Source organism: Methylosoma difficile (genome assembly GCF_054657615.1).
Genome location: NZ_BAAHYJ010000002.1, coordinates 36,229 through 60,607, shown reverse-complemented (window position 1 = coordinate 60,607; position 24,379 = coordinate 36,229). Strand labels below are relative to the sequence as shown.

The 24,379-nt window shown below is 48.2% G+C and carries 24 protein-coding genes; 19 read left to right on the top strand and 5 right to left on the bottom strand.

Annotation, left to right across the window (positions count from 1 at the left end):
• The first annotated feature begins 140 nt into the window (after nucleotides 1–140).
• From ACYQ1O_RS05795 to ACYQ1O_RS05765, 7 genes are all read left to right on the top strand, one after another.
• Nucleotides 141–1,309 (top strand): IS3 family transposase gene (locus tag ACYQ1O_RS05795; RefSeq protein WP_459990705.1). Its coding sequence is split into 2 segments (ribosomal slippage): nucleotides 141–414 and nucleotides 414–1,309, totalling 1,170 coding nucleotides; the frame shifts between segments, so codons are not numbered across the junction.
• 16 nt (nucleotides 1,310–1,325) lie between these two features.
• On the top strand, nucleotides 1,326–1,745 hold the full coding sequence (locus tag ACYQ1O_RS05790) for an REP-associated tyrosine transposase (protein ID WP_459990704.1): 420 nt from the start codon (nucleotides 1,326–1,328) through the stop codon (nucleotides 1,743–1,745).
• 219 nt (nucleotides 1,746–1,964) lie between these two features.
• A complete protein-coding gene (locus ACYQ1O_RS05785; protein ID WP_459990703.1) occupies nucleotides 1,965–2,471 on the top strand; it encodes a DUF4275 family protein in 507 nt (168 codons plus the stop codon).
• Between the two features lie 202 nt (nucleotides 2,472–2,673).
• The gene (locus ACYQ1O_RS05780) at nucleotides 2,674–2,973 is read left to right on the top strand and encodes a hypothetical protein (RefSeq protein ID WP_459990702.1); all 300 of its coding nucleotides are present in this window, start codon (nucleotides 2,674–2,676) and stop codon (nucleotides 2,971–2,973) included.
• An 84-nt stretch (nucleotides 2,974–3,057) separates the two neighbouring features.
• Nucleotides 3,058–3,375 (top strand): hypothetical protein, encoded by a 318-nt coding sequence (locus ACYQ1O_RS05775; RefSeq protein WP_459990700.1) that lies wholly within the window; start codon nucleotides 3,058–3,060, stop codon nucleotides 3,373–3,375.
• Nucleotides 3,376–3,744: 369 nt separating this feature from the next.
• The gene (locus ACYQ1O_RS05770; RefSeq protein WP_459990699.1) at nucleotides 3,745–4,068 is read left to right on the top strand and encodes an HvfA family oxazolone/thioamide-modified RiPP metallophore; all 324 of its coding nucleotides are present in this window, start codon (nucleotides 3,745–3,747) and stop codon (nucleotides 4,066–4,068) included.
• A gap of 69 nt (nucleotides 4,069–4,137) precedes the next feature.
• Nucleotides 4,138–4,671 (top strand): HvfX family Cu-binding RiPP maturation protein, encoded by a 534-nt coding sequence (locus tag ACYQ1O_RS05765; RefSeq protein WP_459990698.1) that lies wholly within the window; start codon nucleotides 4,138–4,140, stop codon nucleotides 4,669–4,671.
• Nucleotides 4,672–4,726: 55 nt separating this feature from the next.
• Here ACYQ1O_RS05765 and ACYQ1O_RS05760 read toward each other — a convergent pair whose 3' ends face one another.
• The 4 genes from ACYQ1O_RS05760 to ACYQ1O_RS05745 form a co-directional block, all read right to left on the bottom strand.
• Nucleotides 4,727–5,101, bottom strand: a complete 375-nt coding sequence (locus ACYQ1O_RS05760) for a lysozyme inhibitor LprI family protein (protein ID WP_459990697.1) — start codon at nucleotides 5,099–5,101, stop codon at nucleotides 4,727–4,729.
• An 18-nt stretch (nucleotides 5,102–5,119) separates the two neighbouring features.
• A complete protein-coding gene (locus ACYQ1O_RS05755; protein WP_459990696.1) occupies nucleotides 5,120–5,374 on the bottom strand; it encodes a zf-HC2 domain-containing protein in 255 nt (84 codons plus the stop codon).
• A gap of 2 nt (nucleotides 5,375–5,376) precedes the next feature.
• On the bottom strand, nucleotides 5,377–5,949 hold the full coding sequence (locus tag ACYQ1O_RS05750) for a sigma-70 family RNA polymerase sigma factor (protein ID WP_459990695.1): 573 nt from the start codon (nucleotides 5,947–5,949) through the stop codon (nucleotides 5,377–5,379).
• Nucleotides 5,950–6,012: 63 nt separating this feature from the next.
• A complete protein-coding gene (locus tag ACYQ1O_RS05745; RefSeq protein WP_459990694.1) occupies nucleotides 6,013–6,849 on the bottom strand; it encodes an MOSC domain-containing protein in 837 nt (278 codons plus the stop codon).
• Between the two features lie 168 nt (nucleotides 6,850–7,017).
• Here ACYQ1O_RS05745 and ACYQ1O_RS05740 point away from each other — a divergent pair, with 168 nt between their 5' ends.
• From ACYQ1O_RS05740 to cobC, 8 genes are all read left to right on the top strand, one after another.
• A complete protein-coding gene (locus ACYQ1O_RS05740) occupies nucleotides 7,018–7,674 on the top strand; it encodes a DUF1345 domain-containing protein (protein ID WP_459990693.1) in 657 nt (218 codons plus the stop codon).
• Nucleotides 7,675–7,928: 254 nt separating this feature from the next.
• Nucleotides 7,929–8,654 carry a phosphoadenosine phosphosulfate reductase domain-containing protein gene (locus ACYQ1O_RS05735; protein ID WP_459990692.1) on the top strand — a complete coding sequence of 242 codons (726 nt, stop codon included), beginning with the start codon at nucleotides 7,929–7,931 and terminating at the stop codon, nucleotides 8,652–8,654.
• Nucleotides 8,655–8,760: 106 nt separating this feature from the next.
• Nucleotides 8,761–10,491, top strand: a complete 1,731-nt coding sequence (locus ACYQ1O_RS05730) for a metallophosphoesterase family protein (RefSeq protein ID WP_459990691.1) — start codon at nucleotides 8,761–8,763, stop codon at nucleotides 10,489–10,491.
• The gene (locus ACYQ1O_RS05725; RefSeq protein WP_459991442.1) at nucleotides 10,451–13,024 is read left to right on the top strand and encodes a leucine-rich repeat domain-containing protein; all 2,574 of its coding nucleotides are present in this window, start codon (nucleotides 10,451–10,453) and stop codon (nucleotides 13,022–13,024) included. The genes ACYQ1O_RS05730 and ACYQ1O_RS05725 overlap by 41 nt, the downstream gene beginning before the upstream one ends.
• Before the next feature lie 114 nt (nucleotides 13,025–13,138).
• On the top strand, nucleotides 13,139–14,326 hold the full coding sequence (locus ACYQ1O_RS05720) for an AAA family ATPase (RefSeq protein WP_459990690.1): 1,188 nt from the start codon (nucleotides 13,139–13,141) through the stop codon (nucleotides 14,324–14,326).
• Nucleotides 14,327–14,330: 4 nt separating this feature from the next.
• Nucleotides 14,331–15,221, top strand: a complete 891-nt coding sequence (locus ACYQ1O_RS05715) for a hypothetical protein (RefSeq protein ID WP_459990689.1) — start codon at nucleotides 14,331–14,333, stop codon at nucleotides 15,219–15,221.
• Between the two features lie 15 nt (nucleotides 15,222–15,236).
• Entirely contained in the window at nucleotides 15,237–15,983 is a 747-nt protein-coding gene (gene cobS / locus ACYQ1O_RS05710; protein WP_459990688.1) for an adenosylcobinamide-GDP ribazoletransferase, read from the top strand.
• Nucleotides 15,968–16,531 (top strand): alpha-ribazole phosphatase family protein, encoded by a 564-nt coding sequence (cobC, locus tag ACYQ1O_RS05705; RefSeq protein WP_459990687.1) that lies wholly within the window; start codon nucleotides 15,968–15,970, stop codon nucleotides 16,529–16,531. The genes cobS and cobC overlap by 16 nt, the downstream gene beginning before the upstream one ends.
• A 164-nt stretch (nucleotides 16,532–16,695) precedes the next feature.
• On the opposite strand, the gene ACYQ1O_RS05700 is transcribed toward cobC, so the two are convergent.
• Complete coding sequence (locus ACYQ1O_RS05700; RefSeq protein WP_459990686.1) at nucleotides 16,696–18,216, bottom strand: alkaline phosphatase PhoX; 1,521 nt, start codon at nucleotides 18,214–18,216, stop codon at nucleotides 16,696–16,698.
• Between the two features lie 203 nt (nucleotides 18,217–18,419).
• Here ACYQ1O_RS05700 and ACYQ1O_RS05695 point away from each other — a divergent pair, with 203 nt between their 5' ends.
• The 4 genes from ACYQ1O_RS05695 to ACYQ1O_RS05680 all read left to right on the top strand — a co-directional run bounded on the left by ACYQ1O_RS05695 (nucleotide 18,420) and on the right by ACYQ1O_RS05680 (nucleotide 24,374).
• Nucleotides 18,420–20,054, top strand: coding sequence for a hypothetical protein (locus ACYQ1O_RS05695; protein ID WP_459990685.1), 1,635 nt, complete (start codon nucleotides 18,420–18,422; stop codon nucleotides 20,052–20,054).
• 261 nt (nucleotides 20,055–20,315) lie between these two features.
• Complete coding sequence (locus tag ACYQ1O_RS05690; protein WP_459990684.1) at nucleotides 20,316–21,713, top strand: cobyric acid synthase; 1,398 nt, start codon at nucleotides 20,316–20,318, stop codon at nucleotides 21,711–21,713.
• Nucleotides 21,714–22,139: 426 nt separating this feature from the next.
• Nucleotides 22,140–22,637 carry a bifunctional adenosylcobinamide kinase/adenosylcobinamide-phosphate guanylyltransferase gene (locus ACYQ1O_RS05685; RefSeq protein WP_459990683.1) on the top strand — a complete coding sequence of 166 codons (498 nt, stop codon included), beginning with the start codon at nucleotides 22,140–22,142 and terminating at the stop codon, nucleotides 22,635–22,637.
• A gap of 264 nt (nucleotides 22,638–22,901) precedes the next feature.
• On the top strand, nucleotides 22,902–24,374 hold the full coding sequence (locus ACYQ1O_RS05680) for an ATP-binding protein (protein ID WP_459990682.1): 1,473 nt from the start codon (nucleotides 22,902–22,904) through the stop codon (nucleotides 24,372–24,374).
• Nucleotides 24,375–24,379 lie beyond the last annotated feature (5 nt).

The following is a 24,379-nucleotide window of genomic DNA, read 5'->3' as shown; positions in this document are numbered from 1 at the left end:
TGCTGGATCGAAAAAAACATCTGTTAACTGAACACATCGACCTATTGCGCGATTCCTTCCGCACGGTTAAATATGATACTCCCCATATTTTAGACCAGCAGTTAAGATAGAAAGCCTTACCCAAAAAGGCAAACTAAACTATGGCCAATGTACGCAAGAACCACACAATGGAATTTAAAACCCAAGTGGCCGTCGAGGCGATCCGCCAACAAAAAACGGTTAACGAACTGACCAGCGAATACGGTGTCCACGCGACCCAGATCAACCTCTGGAAAAAGCAGGCGTTGGCGGTGATCCCGGAAGCCTTCAGCGGGAAAAAGGAAAAGGCACGGGACAATCAGCAACAGGACATTGACGAGCTGCACCGCCAGATAGGCCAGCTCATCGCCGAACGGGACTGGCTCAAAAAAAAGTCCTCGGCCAGCCATTAGCGACAAGGCAACTAGGGATTGACCCGCAAGACCCACAGTTCAGTGTTCGGCAACAATGCGGCCTGCTGGGGCTGAACCGTTCATCCCTGTACTACCAGCCTGCGGGTGAAAGCGAGGAAAACCTAGCCCTGATGCGGCTTCTGGACGAACAATACACGCGGACACCCTGTTATGGGGTATTGAAAATGGTGGCGCATTTGCGCAACCTGGGGCATGAGGTGAACGCCAAGCGGGTCAGGCGTTTGCTGCGGAAGATGGGGCTGGAGGCGGTGTACCAGAAACCCAACACCAGCCAGCGGAATCCGGAACATCAGGTCTACCCCTACCTGTTGCGCGGGCTGGTGATTGACCGTTGCGACCAAGTGTGGAGCACCGACATCACCTATATCCGGCTGGCATCAGGCTTTGTCTACCTGATGGCGGTGATTGACTGGTACAGCCGATACATTCTGGGCTGGGCGTTGAGCACCACCTTGGATGCGGATTTCTGCATTGAAGCCATCGGCACTATAACCGAACGCCAGCAATGCGAAATCTTCAACACCGACCAGGGTTCGCAGTTCACCACGCCCCGCTTTACCCAGCCGCTGCTGGACAAAGGCATCAAAATCAGTATGGACGGGCGTGGCCGGGCATTGGACAATATTTTTGTTGAGCGGTTGTGGCGCACAGTCAAGTATGAGCATGTGTACTTGCAGGATAGGCACACCGTCCAGGAAACCTGGCTAGGATTGAAGGATTTCTTTCATTTCTACAACCATCATCGTCTACACCAATCGTTGGGCTATCGGACACCCGCCGACGTGTATTTAGGGAAGTGTTATGAGAAGGATGAAACAACCCATTTTTATCAACCGGCTTCTATCTTAATTTTATGAGATTTTGGTCTAGACAATGGGGAGTACCTTAAAACAACAACGCCCCTTTCATATTGATGCCATTGTGGTATTGCCCGAACATTTACATTGCATATTGACTTTACCTGAAGGCGATGATGATTTTTCAGGCCGTTGGCGGGCGATTAAAAAAACCTTTTCCAAGCAATTGCCGATTACTGAGCATCGTTCTGATGTGCGTCTAAATCGTCATGAGCGCGGAATCTGGCAACGCCGTTTTTGGGAACATGCCCTGCGCGATGAATTGGATTATGCCAGACATGTTGATTACATCCATTACAATCCCGTAAAGCATGGTTGGGTGGAACGGGCAGCCGATTGGCAATATTCCAGCTTTCACAGCTTCGTTGAGCGGGGCATTTATCCGCCGGACTGGGCTGTATCTACTGATTTAGCTTATGATTTTGATAAATCCTAGTGCGTAGGGTGTATAAGCGAAGCGTCATACACCACATCGGAATTGCCAATCACTGCAAACGGATTTACCGATCCCCGTCATTCATTCCTGCCATAAATTGATCCTACATGGAGTGTTGTCTATTCGCAATTCGGTGTATGGCGCTTCGCTTATACACCCTACTTTTCATCGTTCCCACGCTCCAGCGTGGTAACGCATCTAGCAACGCTCCTGCGTTGCATGAAAATTTTTAATTACGTTAGGCGGCAGATTGTGACTCGCAAAAAAATACTCACTGTTACTCCAGGAAATGTGGTTCGGCTGTTCTCCGAAGAAGAATCTGCACAGTTGGTAAATCTTTGGATATCGACGTTTGGCAAAGATCACAAGGGACTGAAGGATGAGCAATTCCTCTGGCACATTTTCAGTTACAACCACTACCCAAGTACTGAGGGAGACGAGGCGCTCAAGCAATACAGTGCACAGTTCGGAACTGAGTTCATCGTTCTGTCGAACGATCGCAAGATAGCATTCCTCACCGACCAACTGCCTGACTCGACTTCTCTGTACGACTACTATGTATTTCCACCAAATTTTGCATGGACCATGGCATTCACTCATGAAGCTGGCTGGCTTGGCCCGTACTTTGCCCGTCACCCTGATCCTAATGCGTTGGACAGAGCCAATGAGGTAGCTGTTGGCAAAGCCATGGAAGCAGAGTTGGCGCGCAAGAATGGCTGGGCATAGCTCGTAGGTTTTCATCACTCCCACGCTCCGGTGTGGGAACGATATAATTTTCAAGTGTTTACGATAAATAAAATCACCAAAAGGTACGCAATGCGTACCCTACAACACTTCAATTTATTGCTCGTAAGTTAGGGTTCATATTCACACCAACCTGCAAAATCAGACTAAAATTTTGTTGGAGCTACCACACTCAGGAACACCAATGGCCTCACCCGCAGAAAAAGAAGAATACACACGACTTCTTCGCTATCTTGAATACACATTGCACGAACTCCCTGCCGGTGTCCTTTATGATGCCAATGCTGCAAATGAAAAGAAATGTGCAGAGCTGATGAAAGACACTTATCGGCTAGAAGCGCTTGCCGTAGCGATAGGGGTTGATTTATCTGAGTTTATCGCCACTTGCCGTTGGCACTACGAACGATACCCGCATTATCTGGGGCGGCAAAAGCATTTTGGCTGTTACGCCAACTACATGGAAAAGCACCATGCCCCCCGTTAAGGAACAACGTCATAAACCATTCTATCCCGCTGTTCAAAACGCGATCGGATAGCCCTTTACCATCACCTTAAACGGAGAGGACACATGGCATTCGATTTGACAGTGGGCAAGCCCAGCAAAACCAAAGGTACATCTGAAACGGTGGGCTGTATTGACTACAATGAATTGCCAGCACTTTCGGGGCTGCTTGAACACACCAATTCCTTCTTCTTGCATCGGGTGTCAAACTTGTTTGTAGACCAGGCGTTCTCCGAGGAAGAAGTGGCCCAAGCGCTCACCCATCTGCTGCCTTTGCTGACCCAACCACTCAAAGCCGACGAGCGTGCCTTGCTGCACAAACTCATCGCGGCGCTCTCCTACGCACAAGAAAAGCAGCTTGGTCTTTACGGGGTTGCGGACTGATACTAGCGGCGTCTGATTTTTGGAAGCAAAAATAAAGTTAGCCGGAACTCCCCAACAATCAATGAACCTACCAACCTTACCCTGCCCGTTCAACCGATAAATCAGACAGAATAATCCGCATAAAAACTTGCTTGCAGCACGGTAACCAACGGCTTTGCGCCGAATTTGAAATCCCATACGACACATTACCCTAATGCAATTGCGCCATACGCGATTAAGTTTCAATTGGGCAGCAAAAAAATAATCAAAAAAAATTTCAAACACGTTGTAAGAAATCCGCTTTTGCTGCGACTCATCATACAGGAAGGCGATTTAACCAAAACGCTGCTCCTAAACCTTATTTTTTAAATTATTTTTGAGATCAAAACCATGAACAAAAAATCTTTGACATTCACTATTGGCAGCATTTTCGCAACCGCTTTAACCACTGCCAGCATTGCCCATGCCGACAGCAATCCCTTTGGTATGAAAGAAATCAGCCAAGCGACGGTGGTTGCCGAAGCCGATAAAGCCAAAGAAGGCAAATGTGGTGAAGGTAAATGCGGTGCGGAAAAAGCCAAAGCCGCCACCGAAAAAGCAGCCGAAGGCAAATGCGGCGCGAAAGGCGAAGAAAAAATGAAAGAAGCCAGTTGTGGTGCCAGCAAAGGCGCGGATAAAATGAAAGAAGGCAGCTGCGGCGGCGACAAAAAATAAGCCGCCGATAAACTTGCAAGCCCATGCTTCCGGGCTTAAGTCCGGAAGCTTTCATTTTAAGGAGAAAAGATGTCCGATGCCCAATGCGCTTGCGTCATTTCGCAAGTTAAAAAATTAACCGCACAAACCGAAACGTGGTTTAACCAACAAACCGGCGGCTATGCGCCCATCTTCTTAAGGATTTTGCTGGCTTACGAATTTGGCGAAGCGGGCTACGAAAAGCTGGTCGGCGACAATTGGTTTTCCGGTTTGGCCTTCCCAATTCCGTTTAACCTGTTATCCGCCGATGTAAACTGGCAATTGGCAATGTGCTTTGAAATTATCGGCCCCATTGCCTTGGTGCTAGGCTTGGCAACCCGTTTTTTCAGCGTTGTGCTGATGTTGCTGACCGTTATAGCCATTGCCGTCGTACACTGGCCTGCCGAATGGCATAGCTTGGCGGAATTATGGCAAGGCTACGCCATTACCGACAAAGGCTTTGGCAACTACAAATTGCCCTTGATGTATTTGCTGATGTTGGCCTCGCTGTTCTGCAGCGGTGCGGGAAGTTTGAGCTTGGATGCGTGGTGGGTGAAGCGTGGTCAGGAAAACTGTGGCGTATAAAAGGAAGCCAGCATTAACCCCCAACGACAAGACAAGTTTTACACAGTTTATCGCTTTATTTTTTCCATTGTTTCAGCTGTTCAATGCGGGCTTTTGTAGAAGTTGCACGGCAACTTTCAAATAACAAAGGCCACATTGAACCACCCTCGGCTTCTTCATTGGCTTCTTTCTTACAGTTGGGATCACGTTCTTTTAGCCAAGCGCGTTGTTCTTCCAAAAGAACCCCCTGTTTTTGTCGCGTTAAAGAATGCTTCAACCCTTTATAGACCCGATTTAATTCCGCATCCTCAGTTTCAAAGTCTTGCATGGCACAAATGTTCATTTGGGTTTGGGTTCCAGAATAGTCACACGCATCATGGTTTTGTGACCAAGCAGAATAACTGGCAAGCATGGATACCACCATAGCCGCTAGAGAAAAACGAAATTCCACAGTTTTGATTCCTAATTTTTATTGGTCATCCACCTGCTTAACCTTTGCCAATTGTTCTTTAATACGTTGCTTAACGTTGTCGGGCAATTTTGCTGCGGGGTTTTGTTGGTCGATTTGCAATAAAGCTTGTTGCATAAAAGACAGGTGTTGGCGGTAGCGACGGCAACCTTGGCATATGAACAAATGCAGTTGCATTTGCAGGCGCGTCAGCCTGGGCAGGGGGGATTCGAGGCTGGCGGAAAGCAGCTCGGTCATGTTTTTACAATGGGGCATGGTCAATCCTTATCAAACCAGTGGACTTCCAGACATTGTCTGAGTTTAAAGCGCGTCCGTGACAAAGCGACGTTCAGCTGGTTAGTCGTTTCCATTGCCAAAAGCTTACAACATTCTTCGGCGGCAAGGCCGTCAACCGCTCTGAGCATAAACAAATCTGACATCGCTTTGGGCAGACGCGCCAAGCAGCGGTGGAAGACTTGCCAAAATTGGTTGTCGGAAAAGGCGCTGTCCGGCGTTCCCCAACTGATGAGCTTGATTTTCCAATGCCCGTGGTCATCAAAAGCATGTGCCATCAGTGCATCGTCATCGGCGAATTCGTCTAAAGAATCCGATTCGCGATAATTTTTGCGGTAGTGGTCGATGATTTTGTGTTTCATGATGCCAATCAACCAAGTGCGTTCGGAAGATTGACCGGTAAATTTGTCAAACGCTTGCCAAGCTGCCAAGAGCGTTTCTTGCACCATGTCTTCGGCAAGCTCTTCTGAATGCAAGCGGTTAAGGGCAAAGCGGTACATGGCATCGCCGTGTTCGTCTAGCCAAGTTGAAGGGTCGGATACGAAAGCATTTGCCATGGGGTTTGCCTGGATAATGAACAGATAAAGGAGTACACAAGGCGTGTACTCCCAAACATCAGCTTATTCGATAATAATTTCGGCACCGCGACGGATAACGCCCGGAGTCAGCACTTTGGCGTAAACGCCAATACTGGGCAGGGCTTTACCGGCAAAAGGAACCAGCACTTTATTGTGCATGATGCCGTTTTTAAAGATGGCAGGGTCGTTCGGCAAGTCGCCTTGCGCCAAGGTTGGCATCACGCAACGTGGGCATGGGTCGGTGATTTGCAGACGCACATCGCCGATACGGATGGTTTTGCCCACCCAGTCGTTTTCAACAAAACCGCTTTGGCCTTGGGTATCGACAACAATGTTGGGGCGGAAACGGCGCATTTCAAAACGGCCTTCGGGGTACAACGACTGCAGTTTTTCGATGGAACTGGTGGTGATGATGTGCAAGGCCGCGTAATCAAAGAAAGTGCCGGAAGGCGCGTCGCCTGCAATGGCTTCGTTGCTGATTTCGTTGCTGTCGCCTTCGTATTCGGGCCAGTATTGTTCCAGATTGGGTTTTTCCGGCGCCAAATTTTTTAAACTGACTGAACGCGCCAAAGCAGCGGATAAAACTTCATTAATATTGGCATCATCACTACGGACAACCGTGCCATCCGCCAAGGTGATCCAAACCGGCGGCAAACTGCCGGCTTGAGGCGCTTCACAAAACGCCGCGCGGTATGCAAAAAAATCAGGCCATTTTTTGGGATTTTTGGCACTGACAACATTGCCGTTTTCATTGTCGATACAAGCGAAAACGCGGTCACCCAAAACACCGTTAATGGTGATTTCAGAGGCGTTAAGTTCTTCGCCCATCATGGATTTTACGGGGTAACGCCAAAGGGTGGCGATGGTAGAGTCGGTCACGGACAATCTCCTGGTAGTTATTATTGTGGTTTGTTACACCGCCCGATTTTAGACGCTGCCTGCTGGGTTTACAATCAGGCGATGGACATTAAGCGCCATCCTGCTGAATTTAAACGTATCCGGCAATGGCTATGCTAAGCTAATCACCCCGTTTGACAGCACCCATTTATGCCCAATCTTTTCAATTTTTTCCAAAACCATCCCCATCCGCGCTTATTGAGCGCCTTAGTATTGGCTTTTGTATCAGCCTTTTGGCTGCCCGATACTTGGCGAATGACGACCAAAATCTTGGTTGTTTGGAACTGCATGGTTTGGTCGTATTTATTCTTAATGGCTTGGCTGATGCTGCGCGCCGATCCGGCACGAGTCATCAAAATTGCCAATCAAGAAGATGAACACGGCGCAACCATCGTGGCGTTGTTTTCTACCGCAACCGTTGCCAGCCTAGTCGCCATTGCCTTCGAACTATCCAGCTCGGCTTTGGCAGGCCCAGACAAAACCCTGCACTATTTATTGACCATCGCCACTATTTTTGGCTCATGGCTGTTCATTGGCGTGCTGTTTACCTTCCACTACTCGCGCCTGTACTACGCGTCGCCCAAATCTCAACGGGCGTTGAAATTTCCTGATGGCGAACAACAACCCGATTATTGGGATTTCCTCTATTTTGCCTTCACCATCGCCGTTGCCGCCCAAACAGCCGACATCTCGGTCATGAACCGCAACTTGCGCAAAATGGTGCTGGCGCAGTCGATGCTAAGCTTCTTGTTCAACGCCGCCATCATTGGCTTATCCATCAACGTCACCGCCAGCTTGATCCACTGACGCACCATTTGGAAAACTATTTCCAAGCACAGAGCTAAACCGTCGTTTTTTTTGAATGGCATGGCTTTGTTTGTTGGGGCTGGGGAAGCAGGCAGCAACTAGAGCCAAAAAAGATATAATTTTTCGTAAGTTATGAACAGAACGCCACCAATATCCAATTGGACGTTTCAAATCATAGTTTTAACGACTAAACTAACTCAGATATTAATTTATTAAATAGAAATAGCACTTCGCTACCAATCAAAGAAAACCTTATGCCGCTTAGCCAATTAGCCACCGCCAGCAAACAACTATCACAAGTTGAAATATCCAAAGAATTATTGCTGAGCAATTACTTAGCAGATAACCGCCCTTGGGTAGTGGCCTATTCCGGTGGTAAAGACTCCACATTAGTTCTGCAATTGGTTTATGAATTAATCAATTCACTCTCGCCAGAACAGCGTAAACCTGTTTATGTGCTTGCTTCAGACACGCGCGTTGAAGCACCAAATGTTGAAGACTATCTGTCGCGCCGCATTACCGAAATCAGTGCCCACGCGTTAGCCAATGGTTTACCGATACATGCCGAATTGGCGCAACCCACCATGGAACAAAGTTTTTGGGTAAACCTGATTGGCAAAGGATATCCACCGCCGACGCGCTGGTTTCGCTGGTGTACCTCCAAGATGAAAATCAAACCCATGCAAACCGCTATCGAAAATGTCATCAAACAGTACGGTAGCGTCATTTTGCTCTTGGGTACACGCATGGGCGAAAGTATTCAACGCTCACAAACCATGAGCAAACGCGAATTGAGCAGCCGAAAATTGAATCCGCACACGGAAATGGCAAACGCCTTGGTGATGTCACCTATTGCTGACTGGAGCAGTGATGAAGTATGGGAATACCTTTTCACCAACAACCCACCACCTTGGGGTGGCAGCCATGATTTTATGCTCAACTTGTATCGGCAAGTGAATGTCCGGTGGCAATCGATTTGAACACGACCTCATGTGGCATAATCATCTCGGCGACTATGCCATACCTTTTTATATCTAATATTATTGATTGAAAGACAGTTTTCTCTGATAGCGACAATGGATTCCTATGTCCCGAACAATCACTTGGCTCCACCTCTCCGATTTCCACGCTCGCAAACGCGATAACTGGGATGCCCGTCAGATTACCGATGCTCTTGTTCGTGATCTAAAACTCATGCAGAAAGACCATGGCCTTCGTCCAGATTTCATTTTCTTTACGGGCGATTTAGCTTATGGAGCTGTTAATGGCGAGAGTTTGACTGACCAATATCAATTGGTTCGTAATTTCTTAGAGGCTGTTCGAAAAGCATTTGATCCAGAAATTCCTATTCGTGATATGTATCTGGTTCCTGGAAATCATGATATAGATCGCGGCGAAATTACTCCAGATCAAACGTCATGGCTCAGACATCCTGACCGCCAACTTCCCGAAATTCTTGAAGCAATGCGGGATGAGAAAAAGCAATGGCGAACCTGGATGGAAAGATTACTCAGCTACCGTAACTTTCTTCACAGTTACGGACTTCTTCATCTTACTCCAGAAGATTCTCGGCTTATCTGGGCAGACTCCCGCGAAATACATGGTATTCGAATTGGGATTGCAGGGTTAAATTCCGCTTGGTCTTGTGCTGATAAGGAAGATAAAGCAAAACTCTGGTTGGGAGCTGAATGGCAGATTGCAGAAGTACAAAAACGCATGGGGCCGGTAGATTTTTCGTTAATCCTTATCCATCATCCGGGCAATTGGTTTACAGCGCATGAAGATCCTTCAGTCATGCGTCGATTAAAACAAGAGTTCCAGGTTGTATTACATGGTCATGAACATCAAGAATGGGTAGAACCAAATTATGATGGAAAGTTGGTTATATCAGCAGGTGCCTGCTACGAATGTTCATGGATGCAAAATGGTTATAGCTTTGGGTTTGTTGACCTTAATAACCAACACGGGGGAATTTATCTACGCCAATGGGATTCCGTTGGTCGTGGATGGGTGCCGCGAAATATTGCGGGTAAAACTAAAGATGGTTACTGGCATCTAAAGAATCTGCCTTGGCTCCAGTTTCCAAACAGCATAAACACAGAAAACTTACTTGAGCCAACCATTACTGGGAATCACACCCTACCCATACAAGAGTCGGTAGAAGCACACTACACCCAACAATATTGTGAATTTGTCATCAAAGAATATGACGTGTTGGAGCTTTTTGGTTGCGACATTCCTCGTGAGCTTAAAAGCCACCAGCTTTCCGTTGCTTATGTGTCACTGAATCTTGCCGCTGAAGATGAGAATCGGTCTTCGGATAATCGTCCACAATTGAAGCGCCAACAAGAATCGACGTTTAGTCAAATGGAATTAGAGGGTAAAGAACTGCAAAAAATCTCAAAGGTTATTGATGACTCTAGTGGCTCGCTTGAAATTATTCTTGACAAAATTTCAGTAGAAACAGGACGTCTTCTGATCAGCAGGGAGTCGCTATTTTTGCGAAAGATTGCTTCGGCCTCCGTGCCGGTCAATCAGCAAAAATCACGCGACCGCTCTTGCCTTCGGCTGCCCCAGCCGTCCTGCTTCTCTCGTCTGCCTACCCAACAAGGGGATAGGCGACATCGTTACCGCAATGACTCGACGCGATTTCGGACAGCCTGCATTTTCACTACGCAAAAAACGCTTCGTGAAAACACAAGCACTATCGCTTCTGGGGACTACTCGACTCCTGTCTCGCAGCGATGGCCCGGCTGGTGCAGGAAAAAGCACACTAATGCGTTGGTGCGCCATACAAGCCGCACAATATATTCTTGACAACCCTTTAGCCCAACTACAGCCATTTGCAGCACCCAATGCACCCTTTGGCCTCGCTTCTATAAATTTATCAGACAGCTCCAGTTCCTCTTGTAATGCAGGTAATTGGCGGAAAAAAATTCCGTTTCTAATTCGCTTACGTGATTGTCCGAATGGAAAGCTACCGGCAGCAAATCAGCTATCAAGCTTTCTAGCCAAACATTTGCCTTCTGCACCAAGCAACTGGGTGACAAATATTCTAGGCTCTGGGCAAGCATTGGTTTTGTTTGATGGGGTGGATGAAATTCACCGCGACAAACGTCGTCAGTTGTCAGCAGAAATCGGCGAATTGATACGCACTTATCCAGATTGTACTTATGTGGTTACGACACGGCCAGGAGCTGTTGAATCTGGTTGGCTATCCAGGTTGAGTTTTACTGAAGCCCGTGTGGAGCCTATGAGTCGTCAAGATCGGGAGGAATTTATCGACAAGTGGTATCGATCCGCTGCTTTAGAATTGAAGCAACGGCCACGATTCGGGGAAGACCTATTACAAACAGCAACCAAACTAAAAGAAGAATTGGTAGAACAACCAGAGCTTGGTTTGTTGGCTACTAACCCATTACTTTGTGCAATGATTTGCGCCCTGTACCGGGAAAGGCAGGAAAAATTGCCCGAAACCCCAGCGGAATTATCAGAAGCACTCTGCCACATGTTATTACACCGTCGAGAACGTGAAACAGTCGGATTAGAAGATAAACACTTCTTGCCTAGTTGGCGGGCTTTGCAATATTCGCAAAAAAAAGGATTACTAGCTGAACTTGCTTGGCGCATGGTCAGTAAAGGTAGTTCTTCCATCGAAAGTAGTGATGCGAAAGTGCTAGTTGCTAAAACGCTGCACTCGATTCCTGGACGTGCCCCAGAAGAAGCGGATGATGTCGTACAAGCATTAGTCGAAAGGAGCGGTATGCTGAGGCCTGCCGGGATTGATCGTATCGATTTTATCCACAATACCCTCAAAGAATATTTGGCAGCGGGTTGTGTGGTAGAAAACGGTGATTGGAATGTCTTGACTAAAAATGCGGATGATTCTGCTTGGCAGCCTGTTATTTTATTTGCCCTAGCTTTAGCACCCGAAGCATTCAGTTCAGGATTAGTTAGAGAGTTGCTGGATCGCTTGGAAACAATTAAAAATCCAGGCAATAAAACCAGCGCTCTAACAAAATCGGAGCGTAAAGCTTTGGCTACTATCAAAGCCCGCCAATTTTTTCTGGTTCGTTGCCGATCAGCGGCAAAACGCTTGGCCGCTGATTTATCGGAAATCATTGACGATTACTTTTTAGATTTGTTGCCACCTTCCTCTATGAACGACGCCGAAGCACTTGCTCAACTTGGTCCCCGAATTTTGAATTATGCTTCATCGACTTTGGAAAATGGTGTTTGGTGGGCGAATCAAAATAGCTATATGGCTATTCGCTGCTTGCGCTTGCTGCGTCTTGTTGGCGGACAGAAAGCCAAAGCTGCTTTACAGATAATTTATAATCTTCCTTCGACTTCGACACAGCTTAGTAACGAATGGGTCCTTGCTTGTAATGAGTTGAGTTCTGACAAGATTCTAAAATGGCCTTTTCTTGGAACTGACGTTTATCTGTCATCTCACAGGATCACTGGCTTAAGTCCATTGGGGGAGTTAACAAATCTGAGAAAACTTTTCTTGAATAGAACTCGTGTGACTTCTCTAAATCCACTGATTAAAATGACTTCTCTTGAAAGACTAAGCATATGGGACTCATCAGTTAACGATCTAACGCCTTTGGCCGAGTTAACGACTCTCAAAAGCTTGGGAATCTTTTTGACTAATGTGAGCGATCTCAGTCCACTATCCGAGCTAAAACAAATAATAAATCTTGATTGTAGTCTAACTAAAGTGTGTGAGTTATCCCCGATTGGCAGCCTGATAAACCTTGAATATTTAGAGTTGGATAGGACTTTGGTTAAGGATATTGGGCCATTGAAGGGATTGATTAAACTCAAGCTGCTTAACTTAAATAAAACTCAAGTAGTTGATTTAGAACCATTAGAAAATCTGTGTACCCTACAAGCTCTTTACTTGGCAAGCACCAAAATTACCAATCTCAAACCAATAATTAGTATGGATTCGCTCAAATCCTTAATATTAGCCAATAATGTTGATATGGAGGATTTTTCTGATTTGGCAAAGTTAAGTTCGCTGCAATATCTTGATTTATCCGGTACGAAAATTACCGATTTAACACCATTATCTAATTTAAGTTCTTTAAGGTCTCTCAATTTACAGCACGTTTTAATTAATGATCTTGCTCCACTTGCAGGCCTACAGTCACTAGAAGAACTACATCTTTTTCAGATAAACGTGACAGACCTCAGTCCATTAATTGAAATAAAGTCACTCAAGATACTTAATTTAGGAAAGACAGGAGTACTGGATCGTGACTTGGAAGCTTTTAAAACCTTAAGACCTGATATACGGACAAAGTCAATTTCCTATCCGAGTTCGTTAGGTAGATATAGCTAAATTTATGCTGCGATAAATAGTTGGATATGCTGAGGGCCTTGTATTCCGATAGCAGCCGGTTGTTTGGTACCCCAATATTGCCCACTATAACTTTGTAAATCTCAGGAGCATGCAATGGATAACCTTTTTATCTATGAATTCAAACCGCTGTTTTTAACGCTGGATAAAATCGCATTTTTTCAGAACATTTATTCCGTCGATTTCACTGATGACAATAATCGCCCCAGCAATTTTTTTATGATAGCGTCGCCCAATGGCTTGGGTAAAACCACCGCCTTGGAAATTTTTTCATCACTGATGGCGTTGTTGGATAAGAAAACCATCGACAGCTATGGGCATGAAGATTTAGATAAACGCTATGGACGGGCGCAATTGGATTTTTGGGTTAGGTTACATTGGCAAGGCCGTAATATCAGTATCGTATTGTCGGTGTTGGCGGGAACTATAGGCGCGGAAACTTTTTTGAACCCTTGGTCGCCGGAACAACTGGAAACCTATAATGCTGTAAGTTGGCATCAAGCCGGATTCCGCAGCCCTGTTTTAGGCCGTTATGAAAACATTGCACGTAGGGACGATGACTTGCTGCAAGATTTGCTGGCAACCATCCGTGTTGCGGCGGACACGTCGCCAGAAGATAGTTTTTTACAACCCTCTTTCCATTTACCTACGGTGCTGTATTTTTCGGCTTATCGGGACATTCCATATCCGAACAATGATAACCATGATTGCATCCCGCATTCAAATACAGGTATTAGTGAACGCAGCATTTCCACACCTAACCACTGGAATTATCTGCCTTTACATGCTTTTGAAGCCCACAGTGCTTATTGGAAAAACTCCTTAGATAACTTGTTGGTATGGCTCAAATGGCTGGAAAATGGTTCTTTTGAAAAAGCTCAAGAATTGATAAACGAACAATTGTTTGTGGAAACGCCCAAATTATTAAAAGGCGTGCGTAAAAATCCGCCAGAAGCCATTATTGATACTGGCAATGACCAAACCCATCGGCTGGATAGATTAAGTAGCGGCGAAAAAAGTCTGGCTTATTTATTCTTGCGTATCGGTGCCCACGCTACCCGCAACACCATCATTTTAATTGATGAAATGGACATTCATTTACATATCCGCTGGCAACATCGCCTGTATAACGCGCTTGAGCAAATGGTTAAAGACAACCCAGGATTTACCATCATGATGACGACCCATTCTTTGGAAATATTACAACGGTTTACGGCAACAATGCCCCAAGAGCGAGAAGGTATTTATATGGCAGGTGAATTGATTGAAACGGATTTGAGTTAAGGTTATGGCGAGTTTTAAACAAGCAAAATCACCCGTAGATGCAAAATATGATCGTCGCACCAGAGTGTTTTTGGAATCCGCTGAAGATGTGCGGATATTTAACGACCATTGGTTTAGCAATAAGCAAGATAAGTTGAAATTTGTCAGTGCCGAAGGCGATAAGTCTGGCGGCGGTGGCTGTCGGGTGGTGATCGCCAAAGTGGAAGAAGAAGCCAGTCAAAATATTAAGGTTCATGGCATTGTTGATAGGGATGTGCTGTTATCGGATGCTGATGCGTCGAATAACGACTTATTTTGGGAAACAGACGATGCCATTTTTCATGCCGCCAAACCTTATGGCGACAATATTCACGTCTTGCGCCGTTGGGAATTAGAAAATTATCTGTTAAAACCACACGCGTTTGCTGAGGAAGTCGCCAGGAGAATCGCCCGATCACCTGCTCCTCCGGTTTCTGCTGACATGTTTTTAGAGCAAGCTGAGGATATTATTCAGGTGACTGCATTAACGACCTATTCCGTTTCTAAAGGCAAATCATCACCAAAACCAGCGTTTGGAACGAACATCCCTTCCGGTTCAGATTTGTCACAAGAAATTGATAAATTCCTGAAAACTCAATTTCCAAGCCAAGCCAGCGACATTTCGGTACACATAGAAAAAATTAAAACTTTCGCGAGAGATGGTGTCGATTTTGAAGAAAAATGGGATAGTCTGTCGCGTATTTTGGACGGTAAAAAGAGCTTGGTTAGGCTATGTAAACATCTTTCTAATTATTCAGGGCTAAATAGCATCAGTCATTGGGAAGAAATGCGAGGTTGCCTTGCAAACATTATTGCCTCAAAGAAAAAAATAGACGTTGAACTATTAGAGCTTATTGACAAAATCTCAGTGTCTTAAATGTTCCCAAGCTCGATGTATCATTTAAAACTTCTCCAACTCGCCCTCAGCTTCTACACCCGCCTCCCCACACCCCAAAACCTCGACTACCAAAAACTCCCGCAAGCCAGCACTTACCTGCCCTTGGCTGGCTGGCTGGTTGGCGGCGGTTGCGCGTTGGTGTTTTATCTGGCGGCGTTGTTGTGGTCGCCGTTTACAGCGGCGATACTCGCCACCATCGCGGGCATTTTCATCACGGGCGCGTTCCACGAAGACGGTTTTGCCGATGTCTGCGACGGCTTCGGTGGCGGTTGGGGTAAATCGCGGATTTTGGAGATTATGAAAGACTCGCGCGTGGGTGCGTATGGCGCGATTGGCATTGGTTTGTTGCTGCTTTTAAAAATCAGTGTGTTGGCGGATTTGCCGATTGCCGCCACGCCGTTGGCGTTATTGGCGGGGCATAGCGTCAGCCGTTTGCCGCCGTTGCTGTTGATGTGGCGATACGATTACGCGCGGCTAGAAGACAGCAAAGGCGCGGCGGCGGTGTTTAAACCCAGCGCGAAAGATTTGGCGTTTGCGGCGACTTGCGCGGTATTGCCGATGTTGCTGTTGCCTGCCGTTTGTTGGTGGGCGATAGCACCTGTGTTGTTGGTCAACTTAGGCTTAGGCCAGTATTTTCATCGCCATATCGGCGGTTACACGGGCGATTGTTTGGGCGCAAGCCAGCAAGTCGCGGAAGTGGTGTTTTATTTGGGCGTGGCGGGATTATGGACATTTATCTGATCCGCCACAGCAAAACCGTCGCCACACCGGGCTTGTGTTACGGTCGCACCGACATTGCCCTCGATGATAATTTTGCCGACGAACTGACGAAAATTCGCACCAAACTGCCAGAACTGCACGCCGATTGCCGCGTGTTTTCCAGCCCGTTAAACCGTTGCACCCAACTTGCCGAACAGCTCAGCGAACGCGTCGAAACCGACGACCGCTTGTTGGAAATCAATTTCGGTGACTGGGAAAATATCCCGTTCGATGCGCTGGATAGCGACGCGCTGCACCATTGGACAGACAACTTCGTCACCAGCCGCGCGCCCAATGGCGAAAGCTTTACCGATTTGTTTCTGCGTGCTGGCGAATTTTGGCAGGATTTAGTCCAGCAAGACGCACCACAAGCGTTGGTCATTACCCATGCTGGAACGATTCGGGCGTTGCTGGCGCACATCCTCAAGCTGCCGCTCGCCAACGCCTTCCAATTCCGCGTGGCCTTAAGTTCGGTGCATAAACTGCACTACACGCCTGATTACACTTACATCGATTATTTAAATCACTGAGGTTTCTTATTTGTCCACGAAAAACCGAAAAGCTTAAGTCTGTTGACAATTAAGCCAAGGAAATGAAGGGGAAGCCGGGGCAGAATGCCTAAAAAAAACCCCGTACAGCCTTGCACTGCACGGGGTCGGTGTAGCTTTGCTAACGTTGCGTTAACGATGGGGGATTACTTGGTTGCGCGTAACGCGTTGATGAAAGATTTTGGGTTGCCGCTGCAAACGCCAGTTTTGATGTATTGCTTCAATTCGTCTTTATTACAGACAGGTGGCACAACATTAGTCAGGTCAAATTGCCATACTGCATCGCCGAAACCGTTTGGCACCGAGGTCAAGCTGGTGCTGGTTGGATGCTGTACAGAAATCACGAACTGGGTTGGTCTGATTGGGTTGAAGATCATACCGGTGGCTTCTGAACCGTTGACTTGCAAGCTCAAGAAGTGATCCAACGACTCGGCCACGCCGTCGTTGTTGGTGTCACGGACGAACCAAACGTCACCGCCGACGTTGCCACTGTTAGGGGAATCTTCGATGATGTAAATATTGCCCAAGGCATCTTGCGCCAAATTGTCAGGCGAGTTCATCACGCCAGTAGTGGCAGGGTAGCCCAAGTTTTTTGGGGTGGCGGCTTCAGTGGCGAACTCGCCAACTTTGACTTGGCTGTCGCTCAACACTTCAAACGAATAGATGATGTTTTCAGAAGTCATGGCAATGTAGAAGACTTCGTTGCCGTTGGCCAAGGTGGCCACTTCCATGTCTTCAGGGCGACCATAAGGCGTGCCACCGACTTCATCAGCTGCGGCGCGGCCACCTAGTGAAGCAGAACCGGCGCTGCCGTTTTCAAATGGCGAGGCACTGGTCAACGGATTGCCGTCAACATCGGTCAAAGCTATCCAAGTCGCCATGCCAGTGCGTGGTTGACCAACGTTGCTGGCATCGTTGTAGTTGGCGGCAGGGTTGCCGGCAAAGGCATCTACTTTCAACACGAAAGTCTGGCCTTTGGTGTAGTCGCCAGGGGTGGCCATAACGAATTTATAGATGGAGCCGGAGTTCCATTCGTCAATGTAGTAAATGGTGTTGTTGAATTTTTCGCTGAAGTTGATGCCTTCGTGTGAAACGTTGGCAATGCTGTTCAATTCACGAATGTTGATATTCTCAGGGTCAGCCAGCGGGTTCAACACCTCAATGACACGGCCTTGGCCTGACCATTCTTCGGCAACGATGACTGTGTTGTTGGGAGTCCAGCGGGCAGGGTCAAACGCGCCGTAATCATTGGCCCAGTTGCCGCTCGCACCTTGTTGGTCACCGGCAAACAACACCTGAGTGTTGCCGTTTAACATATTGTAGCGAGTCAGACCAGCACCGAATGGTGTCTCATGTGGCAGGAACAAAAAACGACCGTTTGGACTGAATGCGCTCATGTCGATCATAGAAGCAGATGTACCGGTGCCAGGAACGCGGACGATCGATTTGTTAACATCGGCTTCAACAGATGAAAGGCTCAACAAGTTTTCTGAAGCGATACCCGCCGGCGCTTGCCAAGGTGATTTCAATTCGTTGATGTGGTTGCCAACGGAAGCCACAGCTGCAGATTGGGTCAATGGGTTGAAGAACAGGTCAGTGCCGGCACTGGCTGCTTGTGACAAAACGGCTGCAACGGCTGCAGCCAATATTTTGCTGGTCATTTTCATTTGGTTATTTCCCTTGTGATAATAATTTGAATTTAACTAAAAGCAAAACCTCCGCAGTCAGCAACTGGGCGGTCTTTAAAATTATCAATTGCCAACGTTAAAATTTAACGACAAGAATTGGCTTGTTCATCAAATGGTCATGGCGACACGTTAAAATCGCCATCGCAAATGAGATTGATTTTTATTTAAAAAGGATTCGAATTATGTTAAAATGCCGCTATTTTTTAGTTTTTGGCTTTTTGGCCTATGGGGCGGCCGGTGCCGAAGAAGCCAAACCGCCGCTTTACCAGCAAGTGCTGGACGGGTTGCGCGACAAACCATTTGTGTTGCCGGCCATGCCGTACGATGTCCACCCCGTACACACTGTCTACAATCCCGAAGCAATCATCCCGCCGCAGTGCTACACCCGCACCGAGCAAAAACACAACCCTTGCTATGCCTGCCACCAGGAAACCATCCCGGGCCGTGAAAACGCCATGAACGACGGCATCCAGCAGCGCGCATACTTGTTCAGCGAAGTGGGTGTGACCAACCATTGGCAAAACCTGTTTGAAGACCGCAGCGCCCGCGTGGCGGCGATCAGCGACGCCGCCATCTTGGCGTGGGTGGCGCAGGACAACTACTCGGAACTGGCACCGCGCCTTAAGGGCGTGAAATTTCAAGGCTGGATACCCGATTTGCAAAACTTGCAACAAGGCCGCGCCGCCTTCGACGAACACGGCTTTGCCAAGGACGGCAGCCACTGGGTAGCCTTCAACTACAAGCCGCTGCCCAGCACCTTCTGGCCCACCAACGGCTCGACCGACGACGTGATGATCCGCCTGGCAGAACCATTCCGCACCGATGCCAAAGGCCAGTATTCGGCTGACATTTATAAGGCCAACCTAGCGATTGTCGAAGCCAAAATCAAAAACCTCGACGCCATCAGCACATTGCCGATTGATGAGAACGCCGTGGGCATTGATCTCGACGGCGATGGCAAGCTAGGAGCCATTGACCACATCACTGTGCTCGACCACTACGTCGGCGCCGCGCAAAAGGAGTTCATCGACACCTTCATGTACCCGAAAGACACGGAATTCTTGCACACCGTGCGTTATTTGGCGGTCGATGATGGAGGCGGAATCATGCCTTCCACGCGCATGAAGGAAGTCCGCTATATGCGTAAATGGCAGGTCTACAGCAAGACCATGTACCGCCGCTATTACGAAGAAGAGTCTTTCGAGAAGGATGCCGGTGCCTTACCCCGTTACACCGATTTGGGCCAGCATGGGCTGGACAACGGCACCGGTTGGTCGGTGCAGGGCTTCATCGAGGACAAAAATGGTCGCCTACGCGCCAGTACCTTCGAGGAAAACATGTTCTGCATGGGCTGCCACGCCTCCATCGGTTCGACCATCGACCAAACCTTCGGCTTCCCCCGCAAAGTGGACGGCGCCAAGGGCTGGGGCTACATCAACCTGAAAGGCATGGTCGACGCCCCCAATTACGGTGAGCTGAAAGGCGAAATACTCACCTATCTGGAGCGGGTCGGCGGCGGTGACGAATTCCGTAACAATGGGGAAATGTTGCAGCGCTGGTTCAAGGCAGACGGAGCGGTTGACCACGAAAAAGTCAAGCAGGCCAAGGACGTGTACACACTGGTGACACCTTCCAAAGAACGCGCCCTGCTGCTCGACAAGGCGTATAAAAGCATCGTTGAAGACCAAGACTTTATTTTTGGACGTGATGCCACCGTCACCCCGGTGCGTAATGTTTACGACAAAATAGACCCGAAGACCGCACCGACCTTGCCCGATGACAAAACTTACCGTTGGGACATCCGCCTGAAATGGTGAGGCGGACTTCTGCATCATTTTGTTTAGGTTTGACCCTGTCGTGCCCACGCTCCGCATCACCGCCATTAAATAGATAATCATCAATGGGATAGGCCAGTAGTAGCAGAATTGTTCCGTTCGCTCTCTTACAATCAAGCTATCCTTTTGATGAGTCATACAAATTTTTAAATTAAGGCTGTGGTGTTCCAGCGTGGGCACTACAATTCCTGTCTTTTCGTGCCGTTCGTGGACAATATCCATGTAGCCAACCCCAACCAATCAATGAAATCACTCGCCGTTTTTGGCACCAGCTCCGATGCGGGCAAAACCACTATCACCATGGCTTTGTGCCGGATTTTTGCTGACCGTGGCATCAAAGTCGCGCCGTTTAAGGCACAAAATTGCTCGAACAATTCTGCCGTTACCCAAGAAAATCTGGAAATCTCCCGCGCCCAATGTCTGCAAGCCGAAGCGGCGCGGGTTGAACCTAGCGTGTTATTTAATCCGGTGTTGCTGAAAGGCCACGGCGGCAACGGTGTGCAAGTTATCGTTAATGGCAAAGTCTATCAAAACCAATCGGTTGCTGAATATTACGACCATATCGGTAACTTGGAAAACGCGGTCAGCTCGGCGTTTACCCAGTTGCAGCGCGATTACGATTTGGTGATTGCTGAAGGCGCAGGTTCGCCTGTCGAACTCAATCTGCTGGATAAAGATTTATCCAACACCTTCATCGCCAAAACCTTTAACACCCAAAACATTCTGGTCGCCGATATTGAACGCGGTGGCGTGTTTGCGTCGATTTACGGCACGTTGGCGCTGATGGATCCGGTCATGCGCGGCAATTTGGTCGGCGTAATCGTCAACAAATTCCGTGGCGACCGCCGCTTTTTTGCCGATGGCGAAACCATCATCCGCGAACGCTTTGGCGTCCCCGTGCTGGGCGTGATTCCCTACCAGCCGCTGAACATCGACATGGAAGACTCGCAATCGCTGGGCAATTACCAACAACGTTTGGGCGCGGTGAAAATCCGCATTGCCGTCATCGCCTACCCTGGCCTAAGCAATTACAACGACTTGGACGTGCTAATGGCAGACGAAGAAATCGAAGTGGTGCTGGTGCAAGCCTTCCGCCCGCTGGACGATTTCGACACGGTGCTATTGCCCGGCAGCAAAACCGTCATCCGCGATTTGCATTGGCTGAAAGCGCAAGGTTTGTTTGCTGCTTTGCAACAATTTAAGAAACCAATTTTTGGCCTGTGCGGCGGTTATCAGCTGCTCTGCGAAACCCTGCACGACCCCGATGCCTTGGAATATCACCAAGCCAGCACAGCAACAGGCTTGTGCTTAATTGCCGATAACGTCAGCTACCAAAACCCGAAAATCTTGGCGCGTGGCACGTATCCGCTGTTTGGCTACTCGGCAATTCAAGGCTATGAAATCCATTGCGGACGCATGGCAAACTACCCGCTGTACTACCAACAAGGCCGCATTGCTGGCACGCATGTGCATGGCGTGTTTGATGATGACGCGTTCCGAGGAGATTATTTTCGGGCGATTAATCCGGCGTATGGTGGTTATCAATATGGCGAATATCGCAATGCGGAGATTCAGGGGTTTGCTGATATGGTGAGGGAAAATTTGGATATGGAGAGGATTTTGCGGGCTGTATTAATTTAATCGTAATACATTGGGGCTGATGTTACGCAGTAACGTAATGTGTTCCCGTTTGCCGCGTCGAGCACCGCAGTATTTATCGGGATTAGCCCGAAGCACCCAAGGGCATAAAGGGTGCGGCATGGATGCCGCACGGGGGCAGATTACCCACAGGGCATAAAGGGCAGGAAGGCCCTTTTGCCATCCCCCAGACAAATGCGAGGAGCGCAAGACATGAGCGGCAACCGGGCCGCCTTTTCTTTGGATACTTTCTTTTGGCGGCGCAAAAGAAAGTAGCTCGCCTTCGGGTGCGAGAACCCGATTAGAAAAACTGTCGCGGTAGCGACACATCATTGTTTATTAGCAATCCTTAGCAATCATCTGCGTAACATCTGATTGGAGTACAAATCATGTTTTGTACTCCACACCAGAAAAATTAGGAACTTCATCATGAAAACCCTCTTTATCGGCGGCGTAAAAAGCGGCAAATCGCGTTTAGCTGAAGCCTATATCTTGCAGCATTATCCCAATCAAAAACCGATTTATCTGGCGACCACCGAATGGTTGGATGACGAAATGCGCCAACGCATTGCCATACACCAAGCGCGGCGGCAAGAACAATTTATCACCGTTGAAGAACCTGTAAATTTATTGGCAGCCATCCAAAACGCCGACTGCCCTGTGCTGATTGAATGTGTAACGATGTGGCTGAACAACCAGCTTTATCACGGCAAAACCGAAGCGGAAATCTTAGCCGAGCTGGAAGCAGTGTTGCAGTGGTCTGGCGATGTGGTGCTGGTGCATAACGAAGTGGGCTTTGGCATTATTCCTGATAATGCTTTGGCGCGGCAGTTTGTGGATTTGTCCGGTAAGGCGGCGCAGTTGATGGGGCAGTATTGTGACCGGGTGTATTTTTGCAGTGCGGGCTTGATGTTAGCGATGAAATAATGATGCCCTTTTAGGATGTGCTGAACGAAGGGAAGCGCATCTTAATTGTTCACGTTGATGGGCTTCCTGTCGTCAGCCCATCCTACGAATAATCAGCAGCATCAATATATTGGAATGAAAAAACATGTTTTTCACTCCCAAAAGCCTAGCGCCGCGCTACCAGTTACTGGCATTTCCACACTCAAGCTCCCAAGGTTTTATCTAAAAATTGCATATTTCTTACACAATTGTTCCCCATAATGTCTTAAACCACGGAGAAAGCTTGTGTTCAAATCCATACGGGTCAAGTTATTTTTGACGTTGCTGCTGGCGGCTTTGCTGGTGGTGACAGGCATGTATGGCTTTATGCGCTTTTCGTTTGAACGGGGCTTTATGGCGTTTGTGGAATCGCGCCAAGAAAAACATCTGGAACGAATTGTTAGCGCCTTAACAGAGTATTACGATGCCCACGGCACTTGGCAAAGCCTCGCTGACGACAAGCAAAAATGGCTGGAAATCATCTGGCAACAAGAAGGCCACAAACACCCACCACCGCCTTGGCTGCACGAAACCTTAAGCAACAAAGACACCCGCTGGCCGCCGGATCTATTAGACAAGCAACCCAAGCACCCCGCACATCATCCAGATAACGACTTCAAACCCCGCTTAATCCCCTTTGAAATGCGCGTAATGTTGTTGGCTGCCGATAAAAGTCTGGTGTTTGGTCGCAGCGAATTGGTCAGTGAATTGACCTTGCACCCTATCCGCAGCGCCGGAACGATTGTCGGCTATGTGGGCGTATTGCCCGGCAAACCCTTCAATCAATTGGGTGACATCCAGTTCATGGAAAAACAAGGTCGCGAGCTGATCGGCATTGCCTTGTTAATGGTTTTGTTTTCGGCGGGTTTGGCGTTGTTGATTGCCTATATTTTGGGCAGGCCGCTCAAACGTATTACCGCCGCGTCCAAGGCTTTAGCCATTGGCTGTTACGACACGCGCCTGCCGGTGGATAGCCATGACGAACTGGGGCAATTGTCGCATGACTTTAATGCCTTGGCGGCGGCATTGGCGCAAGCCGAACAGACACGGCGGCGTTGGGTTGCCGATATTTCCCATGAATTGCGCACGCCGCTGGCGGTCTTGCGTGGCGAATTGGAGGCGTTACAAGACGGTGTGCGCCCGCTGACGCCAATGGCGGTCGATTCTTTGTACAGTGACGTGATGCGCCTGACGCGCCTTACAGAAGATTTATACCAATTGTCGTTAACCGACCAAGGTACTTTGAGTTACCGCAAAAGCCCTCTCGACCCGGTGCTGGTTTTACAACAAGACTTGGCAGCGTTAGCGGACGAATTCCGCCGCAAAGCTTTGACGGTAACACTCGACAACGCACTTGGCAAAACCATTTTAGTGTACGCCGACGCCGACCGCTTATCGCAACTGTTCCGAAATTTGCTCACCAACACGCTGCGCTACACCGACAACGGCGGTGAGTTGCAAATCACTATCAGCAAAAGCAAAGAACACCTCTTAATGGTATTTTCTGACAGTGCACCTAGCGTTGCCGATGCTGCCTTGCCCCAACTGTTTGACCGCTTCTTCCGCGCCGACCATTCTCGCAACCGCAACTCCGGCGGTGCGGGTTTAGGCTTGGCGATTTGCCACAATATTGTCGAAGCCCATAACGGCAGCATCACCGCCAGCCATTCGAACTTGGGTGGCCTGACCATGACTCTCTCGTTCCCCATTTCTTCCTGATTCTT